Below are 17718 nucleotides of genomic sequence, written 5' to 3'. Positions count from 1 at the left end.
CAAGCCAGCACACATGAAAACGGGGCCTTGCGGCCCCGTTGTTCATTACAGGTAGTAGGCCTTCAGCGGCGGGAAGCCGTTGAACTCCACTGCGCTGTAGCTGGTGGTGTAGGCACCGGTCGACAGCCAGTACAGGCGGTCACCGATCGCCAGGTTCAGCGGCAGGCCGTACTTGTAGTGCTCGTACATGATGTCGGCGCTGTCGCACGTCGGGCCGGCGATGACCACTTCTTCCATCTCGCCTTTCTTCTCGGTCCAGATCGGGAACTTGATGGACTCGTCCATGGTTTCGATCAGGCCGGAGAACTTGCCCACGTCGGTGTACACCCAGCGCTCGACCGCGGTGCGCGACTTGCGCGCCACCAGCACCACTTCGCTGACCAGGATGCCGGCGTTGGCGATCAGCGAACGGCCTGGCTCGAGGATGATTTCCGGCAGGTCGTCACCGAAGTCTTCCTTCAGGAAGCGGATGATTTCTTCGGCGTAGGTTTCGAGGCTGTTGGTACGGGTGATGTAGTTGGCCGGGAAGCCGCCACCCATGTTGATCAGCTTCAGTTCGATGCCGTCTTCTTCTTTCAGGCGTTCGAAGATCACCTTGACCTTGGCGATGGCAGCGTCCCAGACACTGATGTCGCGCTGCTGCGAACCCACGTGGAAGGAAATGCCGTAAGGCACCAGGCCCAGGTCGCGGGCGAGGATCAGCAGGTCCATGGCCATGTCGGTCTGGCAGCCGAATTTGCGCGACAGCGGCCAGTCGGCAGTGGTCGAGCCTTCAGTGAGGATACGCACGTAAACCTTGGAGCCCGGTGCGGCCTTTGCGATGTTGCGCAGGTCGGCTTCTGAGTCGGTGGCATACAGGCGCACGCCCTTCTCGTAGAAGTAGCGGATGTCCTTGGACTTCTTGATGGTGTTGCCGTAGCTGATGCGGTCGGCGCTGACGCCACGGTCCATCACTTTGTCTAGCTCGTAGATCGAGGCGATGTCGAAGCTCGAACCTTTTTCTTTGAGCAGGTCGATGATCTCGACTGCCGGGTTGGCCTTGACCGCGTAGTAGACCTTGGCGAATTCGAAACCGGCGCGCAGGTCGTCATAGGCCTGGCTGATCATCTGGGTATCGATGAGTACGAACGGGGTTTCCTGCTTGTCGGCGAACGCCTTCATTTTCTGGAAGGTGTCACGCGCGAAATAGTCTTCGACCTGGATCGACATGCTCAGGGACTCCATGGGCAAACTGAAAAGATAAGTGGCTGCAAACTGAACGTCCTCCGTATCCCCACTTTGGTTCGCCTACTCAGTACTTGAGCCGGATGGATCGTTTCCAGCATGGACGTTCGGCGCGCACTTTAGGGCGTGAAGAATGCAAGATCAACAGGCAATCCGGGCGTGTTCGTCGCGGATCGACGACCTGCCATTTGAATAACCGACTCATGTGACCGGCAGATGTTCCCCTGGGGTTCGCAAGCGTAAAAAATTGTGGAATAGACCGTGTTGTCCCTTTCGCGGGTAAACCCGCTCCCACAGGGATTGCGCTATTCCTGTGGGAGCGGGTTTACCCGCGAAGGGGCCGGTGGTGTTCATATTTATGGCCACGATTTGCTGGCACACCCGTCCATGAAATCCGCAAAAATTTTTTGTTACCGACTGGCGGATTTGCCGGTTTTGATGAGAAACATTACTATTCGCACCCTTGTCTGCCTCCCTGACGACCCCCACCGTGTCCGCACACAAAGGCTTCCTCGACCACTACCATGAGCTGATCGGCACCTGGACGCGCAAGCTGCGCAGTCGCCAGCAGGCCGAGGACCTCACGCACGATGCCTTCGTCAGGGTTCTGGAGAACCCCCGCGAGCAGGTCGAGCAGCCACGCGCTTACCTGCACCAGACGGCGCGCAACATTGCCGTGGATGGTTTTCGCCGCGAGGACCGGCGCCAGGCGCTGGAAGTGTTCGATGAAACCAGCACAAGCAGCAGCGGCGACCCCGAAGCCTACGTGCACGCCCTGGAGCTGGCCGACAGCGTCGAACGGGCGCTGGCCGAATTGCCCCTCAACTGCCGTCGGGTGTTCATCTGGCAGAAGCTCGAAGGCCTGACCCAGGCCGAGATCGCCCAGCGCATGGGCTTGAGCAAGAACATGGTCGAAAAGTATATGATCCGCACGCTCCGACACCTGCGTGAACACCTGGATGTGTCGGGATGATGAGTCAGGAGACCTCGATGAAACAGCACGGCACCGACACCGTCCGCGAGCAGGCGGCCGAATGGTTCGCCCGCGTGCAGGACGCGCCGCGGGATGCCGAGCTGCAGGCGCGCTTGCACACCTGGTTGGCAGTGGACCCGCGCCATCGCGATGAATTCGAGCAGCTTGCCAGCCTGTGGCGCGCCGCCGACTTCATTCCACGCCAGCGCCTCGAGGCGCTGTGCCAACCAGAGTCCGTGCATCAACTGCCACGCCGGCGCCTGGTACGCCAGGCATTGGCGGCCGGGGTGGCGGTGGTTGCCCTGGGGGTGGCCTGGAGTGGCTGGCAGTACCAACGCCTCAACCACCAGGGCCAGCTGCAGACCGCCTTTGCCGAACGTCGGCAGGTCGAGTTGCCGGATGGGTCGCAACTGACGCTGAACGGCGGCACGCAACTGCAGGTCGATTTCAGCGCCGGGCGTCGGCACATCCAGCTGAATGCCGGCGAAGCCATGTTCATCGTGGCACACGACAGCAGCCGGCCGTTTGTGGTCGATACCGCCCAAGGCAGCGTGACCGTCACCGGCACCCGCTTCGATGTGCGCCTGGACCCGGCCGCCACCCGCGTGGCGGTGGAGCAGGGTTCGGTGCGTGTGCAGGGCAAGGATGCCTCGCAGGCGCAACTGACGGCCGGCCTGGGCGCGCATATAGATGCACAAGGCAAGGTGACGCCTCCCTTCGCGGTCAATGCCGCCGCGCTTACCGCCTGGCGCCAGGGCAAGCTGGTGTTCGACAACGCCACCCTGGCCGAGGTGGTGGCCGAAGTGTCGCGCTACCGCACTGAGCCACTTCGCGTTGCCCCCGGCAAGGTGGCGCAGTTGCGCCTGTCCAGCACCTTCAGCAGCGACGACACCGATGCCTTGCTGCGCGCCTTGCCGAGCATCCTGCCGGTGGCCATCAAAGCCCATGAAGACGGTTCTCGCGAAATAATCGCGAAATAGATTCAGGTTTTTTTCAGCCCGTTCGTCTTCCTCGCCAGCTGCAACTGCCAAGCATTTACATTTGCATGCGGTTGGCGTTTATCCCGAACTTCAGGATGTCTTGACGACGTGAATAACAACAAGCCTTTCCCACGCGTGCGCGCCCTGGCGCTGGCCCTTGCGGTCAGTGCCGTGGCCGTCAACAGCCAGGCCGAGCAGGCCGGCACTGCCATTCAGATCCAGGCGCAACCGCTGGCTTCGGCGCTGAGCCAGCTGGGCCAACAAACCAACCTGCAGCTGTTCTACAGCCCGGAGCTTGTGGCTGGTAAGCAGGCCCCGGCAGTGTCCGGCAACCTGGCGCCGGTGCAGGCGCTGCAACAGTTGCTGCAAGGCAGCGGGCTGACGTTCGAGGTGTCGCAGGACACCGTGGTGGTCAAGCCATTGCCCACCACGCTCGACCTGGGCAGCGGTAGCCTGGAGCTGGCGCCCACCGACATCAAGGTTGTCGGCGACTGGCTGGGCGATGCTGACCAGGCCGTGGTCCAGAACCACCCAGGCGCGCGCACCGTGGTGCGGCGTGAGGCCATGGTGGAGAAGGGCGCGATGAACGTGCGCGACGTGCTGCGCGGTATCCCCGGCGTACAGGTGCAGGATTCCAATGGCACCGGTGGCAGCGACCTGTCACTGAACGTTGGCGTGCGCGGCCTGACCTCGCGTTTGTCACCACGCTCGACCGTGTTGATCGATGGCATCCCGGCTGCCTTCGCCCCCTATGGCCAGCCGCAGTTGTCGATGGCGCCGATCTCTTCGGGCAACCTCGACAGCATCGACGTGGTGCGCGGTGCCGGCTCTGTGCGCTATGGCCCGCAGAACGTCGGTGGGGTGATCAACTTCGTCACCCGGGCAATCCCGGAGCAGGCCTCGGCACAACTTTCCACCACGCTGGAAACCTCGCAGCACGGCGGCTGGAAGCACACCGAATCGGCCTTCGTCGGCGGCACCGCCGACAACGGCATGGGCGTTGCGCTGTTGTACACCGGGGTGAACGGCAACGGCTACCGCGAGAGCAACAACGGCAACGACATCGACGACGTCATCCTCAAAACCCACTGGGCGCCGACCGACGTCGACGAGTTCTGGCTCAACTTCCACTACTACGATGGCCGTGCCGACATGCCCGGTGGCCTGACCCAGGCTCAGTACGACAGCAACCCCTACCAGTCGCTGCGTGACTACGATTACTTTGCCGGCCGGCGCAAGGACGTGTCGTTCAAGTGGCAGCGCCAGCTCGACGACGCCACCCAGTTCGAAGTGCTGACCTACTACACCGACAGTTTTCGCGGCAGTGCCATCGCCTCGCGTGACATGAAGACCCTGTCCTCGTACCCGCGCAACTACCACACCTTCGCCATTGAGCCGCGGGTGTCGCGGATCTTCTTCGCCGGCCCGACCACCCAGGAAGTCAGTGTTGGCTATCGCTACCTGAAAGAAGCCATGCGCGAGCAGTCGACCCGCTTGGCGCTGATCGACAACGTACCGACGTCGACCCCGACCTCCGATGGCCACGTGTTCCAGGACCGCAGCGGCGGCACCGAAGCCAGCGCCTACTACATCGATGACAAGATCGACGTCGGCAACTGGACCATCACCCCGGGCGTACGTTTCGAGCACATCAACACCGACTGGCGCGACCGCCCGGTGCTGGACGCCAACAACCGCCCGGTGGCGGAGAAAAAGCGCAGCATCACCAGCAACGAGCCGCTGCCAGCGCTGAGTGTGATGTACCACCTCTCCGATGCCTGGAAGGTGTTCGCCAACTACGAGACCTCGTTCGGCAGCCTGCAGTACTTCCAGTTGGGCCAAGGCGGCACCGGCAACAGCACGGCCAATGGCCTGGAGCCGGAAAAGGCCAAGACCTACGAGGTTGGGACGCGTTATGACAATGGCGGCTTCGCCGGTGAGCTGACAGCGTTCTACATCGACTTCGATGACGAGCTGCAGTACATCAGCAACGATGTCGGCTGGACCAACCTGGGCGCCACCAAGCACCAAGGGATCGAGGCGTCGGTGCGCTATGACCTGGCCGGGCTGGATGCACGGCTGGAGGGGTTGTCGGTCAATGGCGGCTATACCTATACCCGCGCGACTTACGAGGGGGAGATTCCTGGCTTCAAGGGCCGTGATCTGCCGTTCTATTCACGCCAGGTGGCCACTGCCGGCGTGCGTTACGCGGTCAACCACTGGACCTGGAACCTGGACGCCTACGCCCAATCCAAACAGCGCGCGCCGGGTACCGGTATCAATGCCGATGGCAGCTTCAATGGCGACTACATCACCGAGCCGAGCGCCGATGGGCAGTATGGCGACATTCCGGGCTACGTGACCTGGCATGCCCGCGGTGGGTACGACTTCGGGCCGAAGCTGTCCAACCTGACGCTGGCGGCGGGGGTGAAGAACCTGTTCGACAAGCAGTACTTCACCCGCTCCAGCGATAACAATGCGGGGATTTATGTGGGTGAGCCGCGGACGTTCTATGTGCAGGCCAGTGTAGGGTTCTGATGTAGCGTCGCCTGCTTCGCGGGTAAACCCGCTCCCACAGGAATTACGCAGGACCTGTGGGAGCGGGTTTACCCGCGAAGAGGCCAACTCATTTCTTCAGGAGACCACCGCCTCAGCCGGCGAAACAATGCTGGTCTTCGCCCCCCGCGAGCGCCCCGAGCTCAGGTAAGCCGCAATCGACTCCTGCGTCACCTCGCCCAAAAACACCTGCTCGGCATCCAGCACCGGCAACCACGACCGATTGAACTCGTACATCCGCGACAGCAGGATGCGCAAGTGCTCATCGTGCGACGCCGTGGCGTTGAATTGGCGCAGGAAGTCGCCACAGGTCCCTTGCTGGCGGTGCATGTCGCGCCGGCGCACATAGCCCAGCGCCTTGTTCTGCGCATCGGTCACTACCACATAGCGGCGGTCGTGCTCGTCCAGCAACTCCAGCGCATCGCTCACCGGCGTCTCCGGGCTTACCGACGGTGCGTTGTCTGCCGCATCCTCGGCGCGCACCAGCAACAGGCGTTTCAATGTGCTGTCCTGGCCGACGAAGTTGCTGACAAAATCATCCACCGGGTGCGCCAGCAGGGTGTCCGGGTGATCCAGCTGCAACAGCTTGCCGGCACGGAAGATGGCAATCTTGTCGCCCAGCTTGATCGCTTCGTCGATGTCGTGGCTGACCATGATCACGGTCTTGTTCAGCGCCCGCTGCATCTCGAAAAACTCGTTCTGGATCATCTCGCGGTTGATCGGGTCGACCGCGCCGAACGGCTCGTCCATCAACAGCACCGGGGCCTCGGCCGCCAGCGCGCGGATCACGCCAATACGCTGCTGCTGGCCGCCGGACAGCTCGCGTGGGTAGCGCTGCAGGTACTGCTTGGGTTCGAGCTTGATCATGTGCATCAGCTCGCGGGCGCGGTCGTGGCACTTCTGCTTGTCCCAACCCAGCAGGCGCGGGACTACGGTGATGTTCTCTTCGATGGTCATGTTGGGGAACAGGCCGATCTGCTGGATCACGTAGCCGATGCGCCGGCGCAGGGTCACTTCGTCCAGCGCGCTGGTGTCTTCGCCATTGATGAACACTTGGCCCGAGGTGGGCGTGATCAGGCGGTTGATCATCTTCAGCGTGGTGCTCTTGCCGCAGCCCGAGGGGCCGAGGAACACGCAGATTTCGCCCTCGTTGACGGTGAGGTTGACCGCGTCGACGGCTTTGACGTCCTTGCCGTTGACGTTGAAGGTTTTGCTGAGGTTCTTGAGTTCGATCATGAGCGCAGTCCTTCTGGAGTCAGGGCACGTTGCAGGGTTTGCAGCAGCAGGTCGGCGATGATCGCCAGCAGGCTGACCAATACGGCGCCGACCAGCAGCATCGACATGTCGCTGCGGCTGATGGAGGTGAGGATGAGGACGCCCAGGCCGCCAGCACCGATGGTCGCGGCAATGGTCATCACGCCGATGTTCATCACCACGGCGGTGCGTACACCGGCCAGGATCACCGGCACCGCGATGGGCAGTTCGACCATGCGCAGGCGCTGGCCGAAGGTCATGCCGATGCCGCGCGCGGCTTCACGGATGCCGGGCTCGACGTTGGTCAGCGCCAGGTAGGTGTTGCGCAGAATCGGCAGCAGTGAATAAAGGAACACGGCGGTGATCGCCGGCAGTGGGCCGAGGCCCTGGCCGAACTTGGAATAGAACGGCAGCAGCAGGCCGAACAGGGCGATCGAGGGGATGGTCAGCAGCACCGTGGCACTGGCTTGCAGGGGGCCGGCGACGGCCGGGAAGCGAGTCATCAGGATGCCCAGTGGCACGCCGACGAGGATGGCCAGGCTGACGGCAATGCCGACCAACATGATGTGCTGCCAGGTCAATTGCAGGACCTGGGCCCAATCGAGGTGGGCGAAGGTGTCGAGCAGGCTCATGGCTGTACCTCCTTCAAGGGGTGTTCACGCAGGAAGGCTGCGGCCACGGCGGTCGGGTTCTGGTGTTCGACGTCGACCTGGGCGTTGAGCTGACGCATGGTTTCGTCGTCGAGCTGCTCGGCCAGCGGTTTGAGCAGGGCGGCCAGTTGCGGGTTGGCGTCGAGCACGGCTTTGCGTACGACAGGCGCAGCGGTGTAGTCAGGGAAGTAGTGCTTGTCGTCTTCGAGCAACTTGAGGTCGAACGCGTTCAGGCGCCCGTCGGTGGTGTAGACCAGCCCGGCGAACACCTGGTTGTTGTGCATGGCGGTATAAACCAGCCCCGCGTCCATCTGGCGGATGTTGGCCCTGCCGACTTGCAGGTCGTACATGGCTTTGAGGCCGACCAGGCCGTCCGGGCGATTGGCGAACTCGGTGTCCAGGGCTACCAGGTGGTTGCGTTTGCTTTCGTCACGTAGCACCTGGTTGAGGTCGCTGATCGTATTCACCTGCGGGTAGGCCTCGGCGACCTCTTTAGGCAGGCCAAGGGCATAGGTGTTGCTGAATTTCGACGGGGTCAGCCAGATCAGGTCTTTTTTCGCATCAAGCGCCTTGACCTTGGCGTAGGTGGCTTCGGCGTTTGGCATGCGTTCATCGATGTGGTTGTACGACACCAACGACACACCGGTGTACTCCCACATCAGGTCGAGCTGGCCGGTTTCCTGGGCCTGGCGTGCAATGCTGCTGCCAAGGCCGGTGGTCACGCGCACATCGAAGCCGTTGGCGCGCAGGTATTGGGCGGTGATTTCGGCAAGCACGGTCTGTTCGGTGAACACCCGCGCACCGATACGCACCAGCGGTTTGTCCGCTGCCTGGGCAACGCCTGCAAACAGCAGGGCTGCGCCGAGCAGCAAGGCGATTCTCTTCTTCATACGTTCCCTCGTCTTATTGGGCCAGGCCACGTTCCAGCCAGCGCTTGCTGGAGAAGCTCACCAGGGCGTCGAGCAGCAATGCCAGCAGCGCCGTACACGCGGCGCCCAGCAGCAGCTGCGGCTGGTTGTTCAGGGCAATGCCAGGGAAAATCAGGCTGCCCAGGCTGTTGGCGCCAATCAGGAATGCCAGGGGTGCGGTGCCCACGTTCAGCGCCAGGGCCACACGCACACCGCCGACGATGATTGGCACGGCGTTGGGCAGTTCCACCTGCCACAGTTGCTGGCGCGGGGTCATGCCGATGCCGGTGGCGGCTTCCTTGAGCGAGGCGGGGACGTTTTTCAGGCCTTCGTAGGTGTTGCGCACGATGGGCAGGAGGGAGGCGAGGAACAGCGCGAAGATCGCGGGCCCGGCGCCGATGCCCAGGATACTGAGCGCGATGGCCAGAACGGCCAGCGGGGGAATGGTGTTGCCAACGTTGAAGAACTGCATGAAGCGCTCGGCTTTGTCGACCCGGTGCGGTCGACTTAGCGCAATGCCAGCGGGGATGCCCACGGCCAACGCCGCCGCCATCGAAGCCAGCACCAGTATCAGGTGCGCTTGCAGGTAGAACCCAAGATCGTCGCGGTAACGCGCGATCGTGTCGATGCCGATCCAGTGGATCAGCAGGGCCAGGATGACGAGCACGGTGGCGCATCCCAACAGCCCTTTTCCGTAGCGTGTAGCCACAGGCGGACTCCTTGTGTTGTCGGCGAGCACACTCTTTTTTTGGCCGGCCATACCTGGCAGCGAGTGGTGTGTTCGCGAGTAGCAGCGTGAAGCAACCGAAGGCTGCGATCAGGCCATGAGCCGAACCCCGTCGGGCCCGAAAAAGCTGATGAAACCAGTCCCCAACCGAAGCGGGTTGCAGGGGAGTGGACGTCTCCGTGTGCGTAAAGGTTCCCATCTGAGGCGGCATTTGGCCAGTGTTAATCACTGGGAGAGGTGTTTTTTCATACGAGAAAACAACGTTATTCCTACGTAAAGGCGTTGGTTTACCTGCTATCAATCCAATTGTGCTGATGGACAAAATTCCCCTCTCGTTTCTTTCAATATTTACTTGAGGGAATATTCCTCTGGAGGTATTTTGTTGGCGTGGATGATCAGATTTTGTGAGGAGTTCCTCAGCGATTTCGATGCGTTGGATGACAGCGTTCAGGAGCGAATGCTGGGTCACCTGCGGTTGCTGCAATCATCAGGGCCAGCGCTTGGGCGACCTCATGTCGATACATTGAATGGATCCCGATATCCGAACATGAAGGAGTTGAGATTCACTGGGCGCAATGCGGTCTGGCGGGTCGCATTTGCTTTCGATCCTGACCGCCAGGCAGTCATCCTGGTGGCAGGTGACAAGTGCGGTGTCGGGGAGCACAGGTTTTATCAGGGGTTGATCAAGCAAGCAGACGCTCGCTTTGAGAATCACCTGTCGAGAGGAGAGAAAGATGTCCAAGACACTTGATGAGGTCATCAACGGATTGTCCCCTGAACGCAGGGAGCGGGTGGAGCAGCTGGGGCGTCAATTGATTCGCGAAGAAATGACGCTTCAGGCATTGCGTAAACAGCTCGAATTCACTCAAGAAGGTTTGGCAGAGCGTCTGGACATTCGTCAGGGCAACATATCCAAGGTGGAGAAGCGCAGTGACATGTTGATTTCGACCCTTCGCAGTTATGTGGAAGCATTGGGCGGCACCCTGGAGCTCGTCGTTCATATGCCTGGCCGTCCACCTGTAACGCTTGACGGCTTTTGTGAGGATCAGGCAAAGCGCGCCTGATTGACCGTCATTGACCAACGGCGGGGATCAAATTTTGGTCCCCGCCCAACTTCAGGTATGATATCGCCCCTTTTTGAATCCCCCAGTCAGGCGATTTCCCATGACCAACCAGGCCGCCGAAGTCGCGAAGCGCCGCACTTTCGCCATTATTTCCCACCCCGACGCCGGTAAGACCACCATCACCGAGAAGCTCCTGCTGATGGGCAAGGCCATTGCCGTCGCCGGTACCGTGAAGTCGCGCAAGTCCGACCGCCACGCCACCTCCGACTGGATGGAAATGGAGAAGCAGCGCGGCATCTCGATCACCACCTCGGTGATGCAGTTCCCGTACCGCGAGCACATGATCAACCTGCTCGACACCCCCGGCCACGAAGACTTCTCGGAAGACACATACCGCACCCTGACCGCAGTGGACTCGGCGCTGATGGTGCTCGACGGCGGTAAAGGTGTAGAGCCGCGCACCATCGCCCTGATGGACGTCTGCCGCTTGCGCGACACGCCCATCGTCAGCTTCATCAACAAACTCGACCGTGACATCCGCGACCCGATCGAACTGCTCGACGAGATCGAAGCCGTTCTGAAGATCAAGGCCGCGCCGATCACCTGGCCGATCGGTTGCTACCGCGATTTCAAGGGCGTGTACCACCTGGCCGGCGACTACATCATCGTCTACACCCCGGGCCACGGCCATGAGCGTACCGAGGTCAAAATCATCGAGAAGCTCGATTCCGATGAAGCCCGTGCGCACCTGGGTGACGAATATGATCGCTTCCTCGAGCAGCTTGAGCTGGTTCAGGGCGCTTGCCATGAATTCGATCAGGACGAGTTCATCAATGGCCAGCTGACGCCGGTGTTCTTCGGTACCGCACTGGGCAACTTCGGTGTCGACCATGTGCTCGACGCCGTTGTCGATTGGGCGCCGCGCCCGCTGGCCCGTGTGGCCCACGAGCGTACCGTGGAGCCGGTGGAAGAGAAGTTCACAGGCTTCGTGTTCAAGATCCAGGCGAACATGGACCCGAAACACCGCGACCGTATCGCTTTCATGCGCATCTGCTCGGGCAAGTACGAGAAGGGCATGAAAATGCGCCACGTGCGTACCGGCAAGGACCTGCGCATCGGTGACGCGTTGACCTTCTTCTCTTCCGAGCGCGAACAGCTGGAAGAAGCCTTTGCTGGCGACATCATCGGCCTGCACAACCACGGCACCATCCAGATCGGCGACACCTTCACCGAAGGCGAGGCGCTGGGCTTCACCGGTATTCCGCACTTCGCTCCGGAGCTGTTCCGCCGCGTGCGCCTGAAAGACCCGCTCAAATCCAAGCAGTTGCGTCAGGGCCTGCAGCAATTGGCCGAAGAGGGCGCGACCCAGGTGTTCTTCCCCGAGCGCAGCAACGACATCATCCTCGGTGCGGTCGGTGTGCTGCAGTTCGACGTGGTCGCCAGCCGCCTGAAGGAAGAGTACAAGGTCGAGTGCGCCTACGAGCCGATCACTGTGTGGTCCGCGCGCTGGATCAGCTGTGACGACAAGAAGAAGCTCGAGGAATTCCAGACCAAGGCCATGGAGAACCTGGCCATCGACGGTGGCGGTCACCTGACCTACCTGGCGCCGACCCGGGTCAACCTGTCGCTGATGGAAGAGCGCTGGCCGGACGTCAAGTTCCGCGCCACCCGCGAACACCACTGATCCCAGGGCTGATCTAGCCCCCTGTAGGAGCAGCCTTGTGCTGCGAAGAGGCCGGTTATAACACCCACATAGGTGGTGGTTTCACCGGCTTCTTCGCAGCGCAAGGCTGCCTACAAAAGCCATGCTAATTGCAGCTGCAGGCATATCACTGCATGAAGCCTTCCATGAAGTCTGCGAGCGAGCTGGCCAGGCGCCGCCTCCAAGGCGCGCTGGCGGGGTTGGCGAGGGTTCGGTCCTCGTGCACGAAGCTTTGGATGATCGCGTTGTAGCCCAGCCAACGGCAGGGCTCGGCCGGCCAGGTGGCCAGGCTCGACAGCGGACGGTTGTCGAGCACCCAGGGTTGTGCGGTCAGTGCGTTGTGCTGGTTGAGGATCAGCGCAGCCAGGGTGCGCCCGCCGAGGTTGGTGGCACCGACGCCTTCGCCGCCATAGCCACCGGCCAGGGCAATACCGCGTTGGCGGTCGCACAGCATGTGCGGGCGGAAGCGCCGGGCCATGCCCAGGTTGCCGCCCCAGGAATGGGTGATGCGCACATGCTTGAGCTGGGGGAACAGCTCGCTGAATAGGTAGCGGCGCAGGTCAACTTCGGCATCGGTCAGGGTGAAGTCTTCGCGTAGCCGGCCACCGAAGCGGTAGCCGCCGCGGGCGCCGAACACCAGGCGATTGTCGGCCGTGCGCTGGCCATAGGTGACCTGGCGGCTGCTTTCGCTGAACGCCTGGCCCTGGCTCAGGCCGATCTGTTCCCAGGTCGACTCCGGCAGTGGCTCGGTGGCCACCAGCAGGCTCTGCACTGGCAGTTGATGCTTGCCCAGCGGTGGCAGGCTGGCGGCGTAACCTTCCACAGCGGGCACCGTCCACTGGCAGCGGATGCGTGCCAGCGGGGTACGCACTTCACCCGGCTGCCAGTCGATGGCAGGGGTGTTCTCGTAAATCGGCACGCCGAGGTTTTCTACCGCCCGGGCCAGGCCGCGCGCCAGCTTGGCCGGCTGGATCGTTGCGGTGTGCGGGCTGTAGATCGCACCGTAGGCGTTACTGACCCGCAACTGGGCGTCCAGCTGCTCGGGGCGCAGCCAGCGGTAGTCATCTTCGGTCATGCCCTGGCGATAGAGGTCGTCCAGGTAGGCGCGCAGGCTGCGCTCCTGCTCGGGGTAGCGGGCAGCGCAATACAGCACGCCACCTTTGCGGTAGTCGCAGTCGATGGCTTCGCGTTGCAGCACGGCGTGCACTTCATCTGGAATGCCGTGCAGCAGGTCGATGCTGGCGCGGCGTTGTTGCGGCGACAGGCTGGCGAGCAGGCGGTCCTCGCCGAGCAGGTTGCCCATCAGCCAGCCGCCATTGCGCCCCGATGCGCCGAAGCCGGCGATGTTGGCCTCGATCACCGCGATGTTCAGCTGTGGCGCCTGGCGCTTGAGGTAGTACGCGGTCCACAGGCCGGTATAACCGGCGCCGATGATGCACACGTCAACGTCGAGGTCATCGCGCAGTGCCGGGCGCGCGCACAGCGGCTCGTCGAGCTGGTCCATCCACAGGCTGAGCGTGCGCAGGGGTTGCATCGGGTTCGGCTCCACATCGGTCAAGGTCTGTGGGCGATCCTAGTGCTGTCAGCCAGCGGCTGTCTTACGTGCGTGCACGCAGAGAAATTTGCTTGAGGTAGGCATTGGGCGTGAGCCCGGTGTGCTCGCGGAAGCACTTGTAGAACGCCGACAGCGAATTGAAGCCCGCGCTGAATGCCAGGTCGTCGATCGGAGCCTGGGCAGTGTCGTCATCCAGGCTGGCCATCAGGTGCTGCAGGCGCGCCTGGTTGACGTAGCGGTAGAAGCTTTGGCCCAGCACCTGGTTGAGCAGGTAGGAGATCTGGTTGCGGCTGTAGCCGCTGGCATCGGCGACCTGTTGCAGGTCGAGTTCCGGGTCGAGGTAGGGGCGTTGACGCTGGAAGTAGTGCTCCAGGTCCTGGGCCATGGTCGACAGCTGGCGCGGCGAAAGGCCGAGGCGGCTGGTGGCCGGTCGCGGCCCGGCGTTGGTCAGGCCCTTGCCCTGCTGTCGCACCAGCGTGGCGTATTCGTTGACCCGCCAGATCAGGCCATCCTTGACGGTGATGGCCTCGCTGGACTGGAACGCGACCAGGCCTTCGCCGCCCTGCACGGTGACCTGGTACTGGATGAAGGCAGTGCAGCCATCGACGCGGATGCGGTCGCTGTGGACGATATCTTCACCCGCTTCATGCGGCAGGCTGGCGCGCACGTAGTCGCGCAGGTCGTTGAAGCCGAGCACGCGGTTCTGGAAGAAGTCGTGGTACCGCACGTCTGGGTGATACAGCGCAATGACGCCGTCGAGGTCGCGGTGCTTCCAGCACAGGTGATAGCGCATCACGGTTTCGGCGGTGATGGGCGTCTGTTCTGGGCCGTCGGCAGGAGGGGTAGAACGCATTGGCAAATAGTGCCGGGGGCAGTGGCGGTAGGCAAGCCAGTGGGCGCGGCTAGAAGACATTGCATAAACCCTGAGCCTGTACGAGCAAACCGGGTGTTTTGCACGACTCCAGGAAACGTGTTTGAGCTAACCCGTTGATTCGCTTGAAAGTCATTTTTTGACACATGTGGCACGGCCTCTGCACCGATCATCACGCGACTGGTCCCGATGCTCACAATAAAGGCGAAAAACCATGATCCCCTCTGCCGAATATCCGTATGTCGATTCCCAGAATCGTTCAGGCGTGTCCTGGGCGGCCATCTTCGCGGGTGCCGCTGCTGCTGCCGCGCTGTCTTTGATCCTTGTGGTGCTCGGTGCGGGGCTTGGCTTTGCCGCCACTTCGCCCTGGGCAGATGAAGGTGCCAGCGCCCAGACCTTGGGCGTGTCGGCGATCATTTGGTTGTTGTTGACGCAGATTCTCGCTTCAGGCCTGGGCGGCTATATCGCCGGCCGGCTGCGGGTGAAGTGGGCCAATCTGCATGGCGATGAAGTGTATTTCCGCGACACGGCCCATGGCTTCCTCGCCTGGGCAGTGGCCACGCTGGTTGCAGCCATGCTGATCGTTGGCACCGTCGGTGGTTTGGCCGGTGCGGGCGTGCAGGCGGGGGCTACGGCGGTTGGGGCGGCTGCGAGCATGGCGCCCAAGCCTGATGCCAATGGTTACTTCGTCGACAGCCTGTTCCGTAGCGATGGCCCGGCAGCGGTCAGCGACGATGCTGCCAACGGCGTAGCGGCGCGCATCCTGGCCAAGTCCATCGCGCAGGGTGGCACGCTGGCTGAAGGTGACCGCGCGTATCTCGCGCAATTGGTGGCCCAGCGTACCCGCTTGAGCCAGGCGGAAGCCGAAGCACGGGTAGATGAAGTGTACGCCCAAGTGCAGCAGGCCAAGGTGCAGGCAAAACAGGCGGCTGATACGGCGGCCAAAGTGGCGGCCTGGACCGCGCTGTGGACCTTCGTTGCGCTGCTCTGCGGTGCGTTCTTTGCCAGCCTGGCTGCGTTGTTCGGTGGCCGTCAGCGTGATCGCGTGCTGTGGCTGGAAGGGGAAGGCGTGGGCTACACGACCCATCGAAGCATTCAACGTTAAGGAAGGAGAAAAAATATGCGCTCATTACTGCTGTGGATGCTTGGGGTACCGATTCCGGTGATCATCCTGATCGCGATATTCATGCATTGAGACATGGGGCCGCTTTGCGGCCCTTCGCGGGGCAAGCCCGCTCCCACAGATCTCACACTGTTCTTGAGGGCAGTGTGATATCTGTGGGAGCGGGCTTGCCCCGCGAAGAATGTCACACCGACCTAGAGAAATTGCTCTGCATAATGGCAGGCGACTTGCCGGGTTCCCACTTGCCTGAAGGCCGGCACTTCAACAGCACACCGCTCCGTCGCATACGGGCAACGCTTGTGAAACGCGCAGCCATCCGGCGGGTTCAACGGGTTGGGTAATTCCCCCGCAATGCGAATCTTAGGCTTCAACGGGTCTGGATGAATCGCCGGTGTTGCCGACAGCAATGCCTGGGTATAAGGGTGCAGCGGCTTCTCGTAGATATCCGCTTTCGGCCCCATCTCCGCCGGCCGCCCCAGGTACATCACCAACACCTGATCCGCCACATGCCGCACCACCGCCAGGTTGTGCGAGATGAATACGTAAGCGGTGTTGAATTCCTTCTGCAGGTCCATGAACAGGTTCAGCACCTGTGCCTGGATCGACACGTCGAGTGCAGAGGTCGGCTCGTCCGCCACCAACACCTTGGGCTGCAGCATCATGGCCCGGGCCAGGGCGATACGCTGACGCTGCCCCCCCGAGAACATGTGTGGGTAGCGCTGGTAGTGCTCGGGTCGCAGGCCGACCTGCTCCATCATCTTCTGCACTTTCTCGCGCCGCTCGGCCTTGCTCAGCGAGGTGTTGATCAGCAGTGGCTCGGCCAGTTGGTCGCCGATCTTCTGGCGCGGGTTCAGCGAGGCATACGGGCTCTGGAAGACCATCTGCACATCGCGGCGCAATTGCTTGCGCTCGGCCTTGCTGGCGCCTTTGACCTCGGTGCCGGCGATCTGCAACGAGCCGGAAGAGGGCTCTTCGATCAGGGTCAGGGCGCGGGCTAAGGTCGATTTGCCACAGCCGGACTCACCGACCACAGCCAGGGTCTTGCCGGCCTCCAGTTCGAACGATACGCCATTGAGCGCACGCACCAGCGCGTGGCCCTTGAACAGGCCGCGGGACACTTCGTAATGGCGAGTCAACTCGCGGGCAGTAAGTACGACGGCCATCACGCCACCTCCTGGTTCAGCGGGTAGAAACAACGCACCAGGCTATGTGCCTGGGGGGCGAGGGGCGGGCGCTGTTGCCGGCAGTTGTCCTGCACGTACGGGCAGCGCGGCGACAGCAAGCAACCTTGCGGCCGGTCGTAACGGCCAGGGACGATGCCGGGCAGGGTGGCCAGGCGCTCGGCGCCCAGGCTGTGCTCGGGGATCGCCGCCAGCAGGGCTTCGCTGTAGGGGTGGGCGGGGACGTCGAACAGCTCGGGCACCTGGCCCACTTCTACCGCTTGCCCGGCGTACATCACACACACGCGCCGGGCGGTTTCAGCCACTACGGCCAGGTCATGGGTAATGAGAATGAGCGCCATGTTGCGCTCTTTCTGCAGGTTGACCAGCAGCTCCATGATCTGCGCCTGGATGGTCACGTCGAGGGCGGTGGTGGGTTCGTCGGCGATCAGCAGCTTGGGTTCGCCGGCAATCGCCATGGCGATCGCCACGCGCTGGCTCATGCCGCCAGACAGCTGGTGCGGATACGCGTCCAGGCGGCTTTCTGCGGCGGGGATCTCGACCTTTTTCAACAGTTCCAGAGCCCGCTGGCGCGCAGCCTTGCCCTTCAGGCCCAGGTGCTGGCGCAGCACTTCTTCGATCTGGTAGCCCACGGTGAAGCTCGGGTTGAGCGCGGTCATCGGGTCCTGAAAGACCATGGCGATGTCCTTGCCGACCACCTTGCGCCGCTGGCGGCCGCTGAGCTTGAGCATGTCGGTGCCGTTGAACGTCATGGTATCGGCGGTGATGCGCCCGGGGGCGTCGATCAGGCCCATCAGGGCCATCATGGTGACGGATTTGCCCGAGCCGGACTCGCCGACGATGGCCAGGATCTCACCGGCATCCACGGCAAGGTCCAGGCCATCCACCACCGGTACTGCATGGGCGTCGCCGAAGCGCACATTGAGGTTGTTGATTTGCAACAGTGACAT

General features: G+C 62.3%; 16 protein-coding genes. 7 read left to right on the top strand and 9 right to left on the bottom strand.

Annotated elements, in window-relative coordinates; translation table 11 throughout:
- Positions 1–45 precede the first annotated feature (45 nt).
- A complete protein-coding gene (locus tag MFF34_RS04085) occupies positions 46–1209 on the bottom strand; it encodes a type III PLP-dependent enzyme (RefSeq protein WP_027595561.1) in 1164 nt (387 codons plus the stop codon).
- 505 nt (positions 1210–1714) lie between these two features.
- On the opposite strand from MFF34_RS04085, the gene MFF34_RS04080 reads away from it, so the two are divergent.
- The 3 genes from MFF34_RS04080 (at position 1715) to MFF34_RS04070 (ending at position 5715) form a co-directional block, all read left to right on the top strand.
- On the top strand, positions 1715–2197 hold the full coding sequence (locus MFF34_RS04080) for a sigma-70 family RNA polymerase sigma factor (protein ID WP_085272642.1): 483 nt from the start codon (positions 1715–1717) through the stop codon (positions 2195–2197).
- A gap of 17 nt (positions 2198–2214) precedes the next feature.
- Positions 2215–3177: a FecR family protein gene (locus MFF34_RS04075; protein WP_238210425.1), complete on the top strand. Its 963-nt coding sequence runs from the start codon at positions 2215–2217 to the stop codon at positions 3175–3177.
- 108 nt (positions 3178–3285) lie between these two features.
- The gene (locus tag MFF34_RS04070) at positions 3286–5715 is read left to right on the top strand and encodes a TonB-dependent receptor (RefSeq protein ID WP_099428378.1); all 2430 of its coding nucleotides are present in this window, start codon (positions 3286–3288) and stop codon (positions 5713–5715) included.
- 96 nt (positions 5716–5811) lie between these two features.
- On the opposite strand, the gene MFF34_RS04065 is transcribed toward MFF34_RS04070, so the two are convergent.
- From MFF34_RS04065 to MFF34_RS04050, 4 genes are read right to left on the bottom strand one after another with little or no spacing between them, the layout of a single operon-like run.
- Positions 5812–6969 (bottom strand): betaine/proline/choline family ABC transporter ATP-binding protein, encoded by a 1158-nt coding sequence (locus MFF34_RS04065; RefSeq protein ID WP_238210423.1) that lies wholly within the window; start codon positions 6967–6969, stop codon positions 5812–5814.
- The gene (locus MFF34_RS04060; RefSeq protein WP_008090677.1) at positions 6966–7619 is read right to left on the bottom strand and encodes an ABC transporter permease; all 654 of its coding nucleotides are present in this window, start codon (positions 7617–7619) and stop codon (positions 6966–6968) included. The genes MFF34_RS04065 and MFF34_RS04060 overlap by 4 nt, the downstream gene beginning before the upstream one ends.
- On the bottom strand, positions 7616–8527 hold the full coding sequence (locus MFF34_RS04055) for a glycine betaine ABC transporter substrate-binding protein (protein WP_238210421.1): 912 nt from the start codon (positions 8525–8527) through the stop codon (positions 7616–7618). Before MFF34_RS04055 ends, MFF34_RS04060 begins: the two co-directional genes overlap by 4 nt.
- Before the next feature lie 13 nt (positions 8528–8540).
- Positions 8541–9254 (bottom strand): ABC transporter permease, encoded by a 714-nt coding sequence (locus MFF34_RS04050; RefSeq protein WP_027595567.1) that lies wholly within the window; start codon positions 9252–9254, stop codon positions 8541–8543.
- Between the two features lie 409 nt (positions 9255–9663).
- Between MFF34_RS04050 and MFF34_RS04045 the strand changes: the two genes are divergently transcribed.
- From MFF34_RS04045 to MFF34_RS04035, 3 genes are all read left to right on the top strand, one after another.
- The gene (locus MFF34_RS04045; protein WP_238210513.1) at positions 9664–10023 is read left to right on the top strand and encodes a type II toxin-antitoxin system RelE/ParE family toxin; all 360 of its coding nucleotides are present in this window, start codon (positions 9664–9666) and stop codon (positions 10021–10023) included.
- A complete protein-coding gene (locus tag MFF34_RS04040) occupies positions 10007–10336 on the top strand; it encodes an XRE family transcriptional regulator (RefSeq protein ID WP_238210419.1) in 330 nt (109 codons plus the stop codon). The genes MFF34_RS04045 and MFF34_RS04040 overlap by 17 nt, the downstream gene beginning before the upstream one ends.
- Positions 10337–10436: 100 nt before the next feature.
- Entirely contained in the window at positions 10437–12020 is a 1584-nt protein-coding gene (locus MFF34_RS04035) for a peptide chain release factor 3 (protein WP_027595568.1), read from the top strand.
- A 145-nt stretch (positions 12021–12165) separates the two neighbouring features.
- On the opposite strand, the gene MFF34_RS04030 is transcribed toward MFF34_RS04035, so the two are convergent.
- The gene (locus MFF34_RS04030) at positions 12166–13572 is read right to left on the bottom strand and encodes an FAD-binding oxidoreductase (RefSeq protein ID WP_238210417.1); all 1407 of its coding nucleotides are present in this window, start codon (positions 13570–13572) and stop codon (positions 12166–12168) included.
- 64 nt (positions 13573–13636) lie between these two features.
- The gene (locus MFF34_RS04025; RefSeq protein ID WP_238210415.1) at positions 13637–14446 is read right to left on the bottom strand and encodes a nuclear transport factor 2 family protein; all 810 of its coding nucleotides are present in this window, start codon (positions 14444–14446) and stop codon (positions 13637–13639) included.
- Between the two features lie 232 nt (positions 14447–14678).
- Here MFF34_RS04025 and MFF34_RS04020 point away from each other — a divergent pair, with 232 nt between their 5' ends.
- A complete protein-coding gene (locus tag MFF34_RS04020) occupies positions 14679–15569 on the top strand; it encodes a hypothetical protein (protein WP_027595571.1) in 891 nt (296 codons plus the stop codon).
- A gap of 212 nt (positions 15570–15781) precedes the next feature.
- Here the strand turns inward: MFF34_RS04020 and MFF34_RS04015 are convergent, their stop codons facing one another.
- Both MFF34_RS04015 and MFF34_RS04010 read right to left on the bottom strand, forming a co-directional pair.
- Positions 15782–16750: a peptide ABC transporter ATP-binding protein gene (locus MFF34_RS04015; protein WP_238210413.1), complete on the bottom strand. Its 969-nt coding sequence runs from the start codon at positions 16748–16750 to the stop codon at positions 15782–15784.
- Entirely contained in the window at positions 16750–17718 is a 969-nt protein-coding gene (locus MFF34_RS04010; RefSeq protein WP_027595573.1) for an ABC transporter ATP-binding protein, read from the bottom strand. The genes MFF34_RS04015 and MFF34_RS04010 overlap by 1 nt, the downstream gene beginning before the upstream one ends.

This window comes from Pseudomonas sp. PAGU 2196, from assembly GCF_022179005.1.
In the GTDB taxonomy this organism is placed as follows: domain Bacteria; phylum Pseudomonadota; class Gammaproteobacteria; order Pseudomonadales; family Pseudomonadaceae; genus Aquipseudomonas; species Aquipseudomonas kermanshahensis.
Note: the sequence above shows the minus strand (reverse complement) of the source record. Positions and strands in the feature narration are given on the sequence as shown.

Excerpts from the sequence above, each read along its gene's own strand:
- MFF34_RS04085 (WP_027595561.1), bottom strand. The coding sequence starts at position 1,209 with ATGTCGATCCAGGTCGAAGACTATTTCGCGCGTGACACCTTCCAGAAA.
- MFF34_RS04075 (WP_238210425.1), top strand. The coding sequence starts at position 2,215 with ATGAAACAGCACGGCACCGACACCGTCCGCGAGCAGGCGGCCGAATGG.
- MFF34_RS04065 (WP_238210423.1), bottom strand. The coding sequence starts at position 6,969 with ATGATCGAACTCAAGAACCTCAGCAAAACCTTCAACGTCAACGGCAAG.
- MFF34_RS04060 (WP_008090677.1), bottom strand. The coding sequence starts at position 7,619 with ATGAGCCTGCTCGACACCTTCGCCCACCTCGATTGGGCCCAGGTCCTG.
- MFF34_RS04055 (WP_238210421.1), bottom strand. The coding sequence starts at position 8,527 with ATGAAGAAGAGAATCGCCTTGCTGCTCGGCGCAGCCCTGCTGTTTGCA.
- MFF34_RS04045 (WP_238210513.1), top strand. The coding sequence starts at position 9,664 with ATGATCAGATTTTGTGAGGAGTTCCTCAGCGATTTCGATGCGTTGGAT.
- MFF34_RS04040 (WP_238210419.1), top strand. The coding sequence starts at position 10,007 with ATGTCCAAGACACTTGATGAGGTCATCAACGGATTGTCCCCTGAACGC.
- MFF34_RS04035 (WP_027595568.1), top strand. The coding sequence starts at position 10,437 with ATGACCAACCAGGCCGCCGAAGTCGCGAAGCGCCGCACTTTCGCCATT.
- MFF34_RS04030 (WP_238210417.1), bottom strand. The coding sequence starts at position 13,572 with ATGCAACCCCTGCGCACGCTCAGCCTGTGGATGGACCAGCTCGACGAG.
- MFF34_RS04025 (WP_238210415.1), bottom strand. The coding sequence starts at position 14,446 with ATGCGTTCTACCCCTCCTGCCGACGGCCCAGAACAGACGCCCATCACC.
- MFF34_RS04020 (WP_027595571.1), top strand. The coding sequence starts at position 14,679 with ATGATCCCCTCTGCCGAATATCCGTATGTCGATTCCCAGAATCGTTCA.
- MFF34_RS04015 (WP_238210413.1), bottom strand. The coding sequence starts at position 16,750 with ATGGCCGTCGTACTTACTGCCCGCGAGTTGACTCGCCATTACGAAGTG.
- MFF34_RS04010 (WP_027595573.1), bottom strand. The coding sequence starts at position 17,718 with ATGTCACTGTTGCAAATCAACAACCTCAATGTGCGCTTCGGCGACGCC.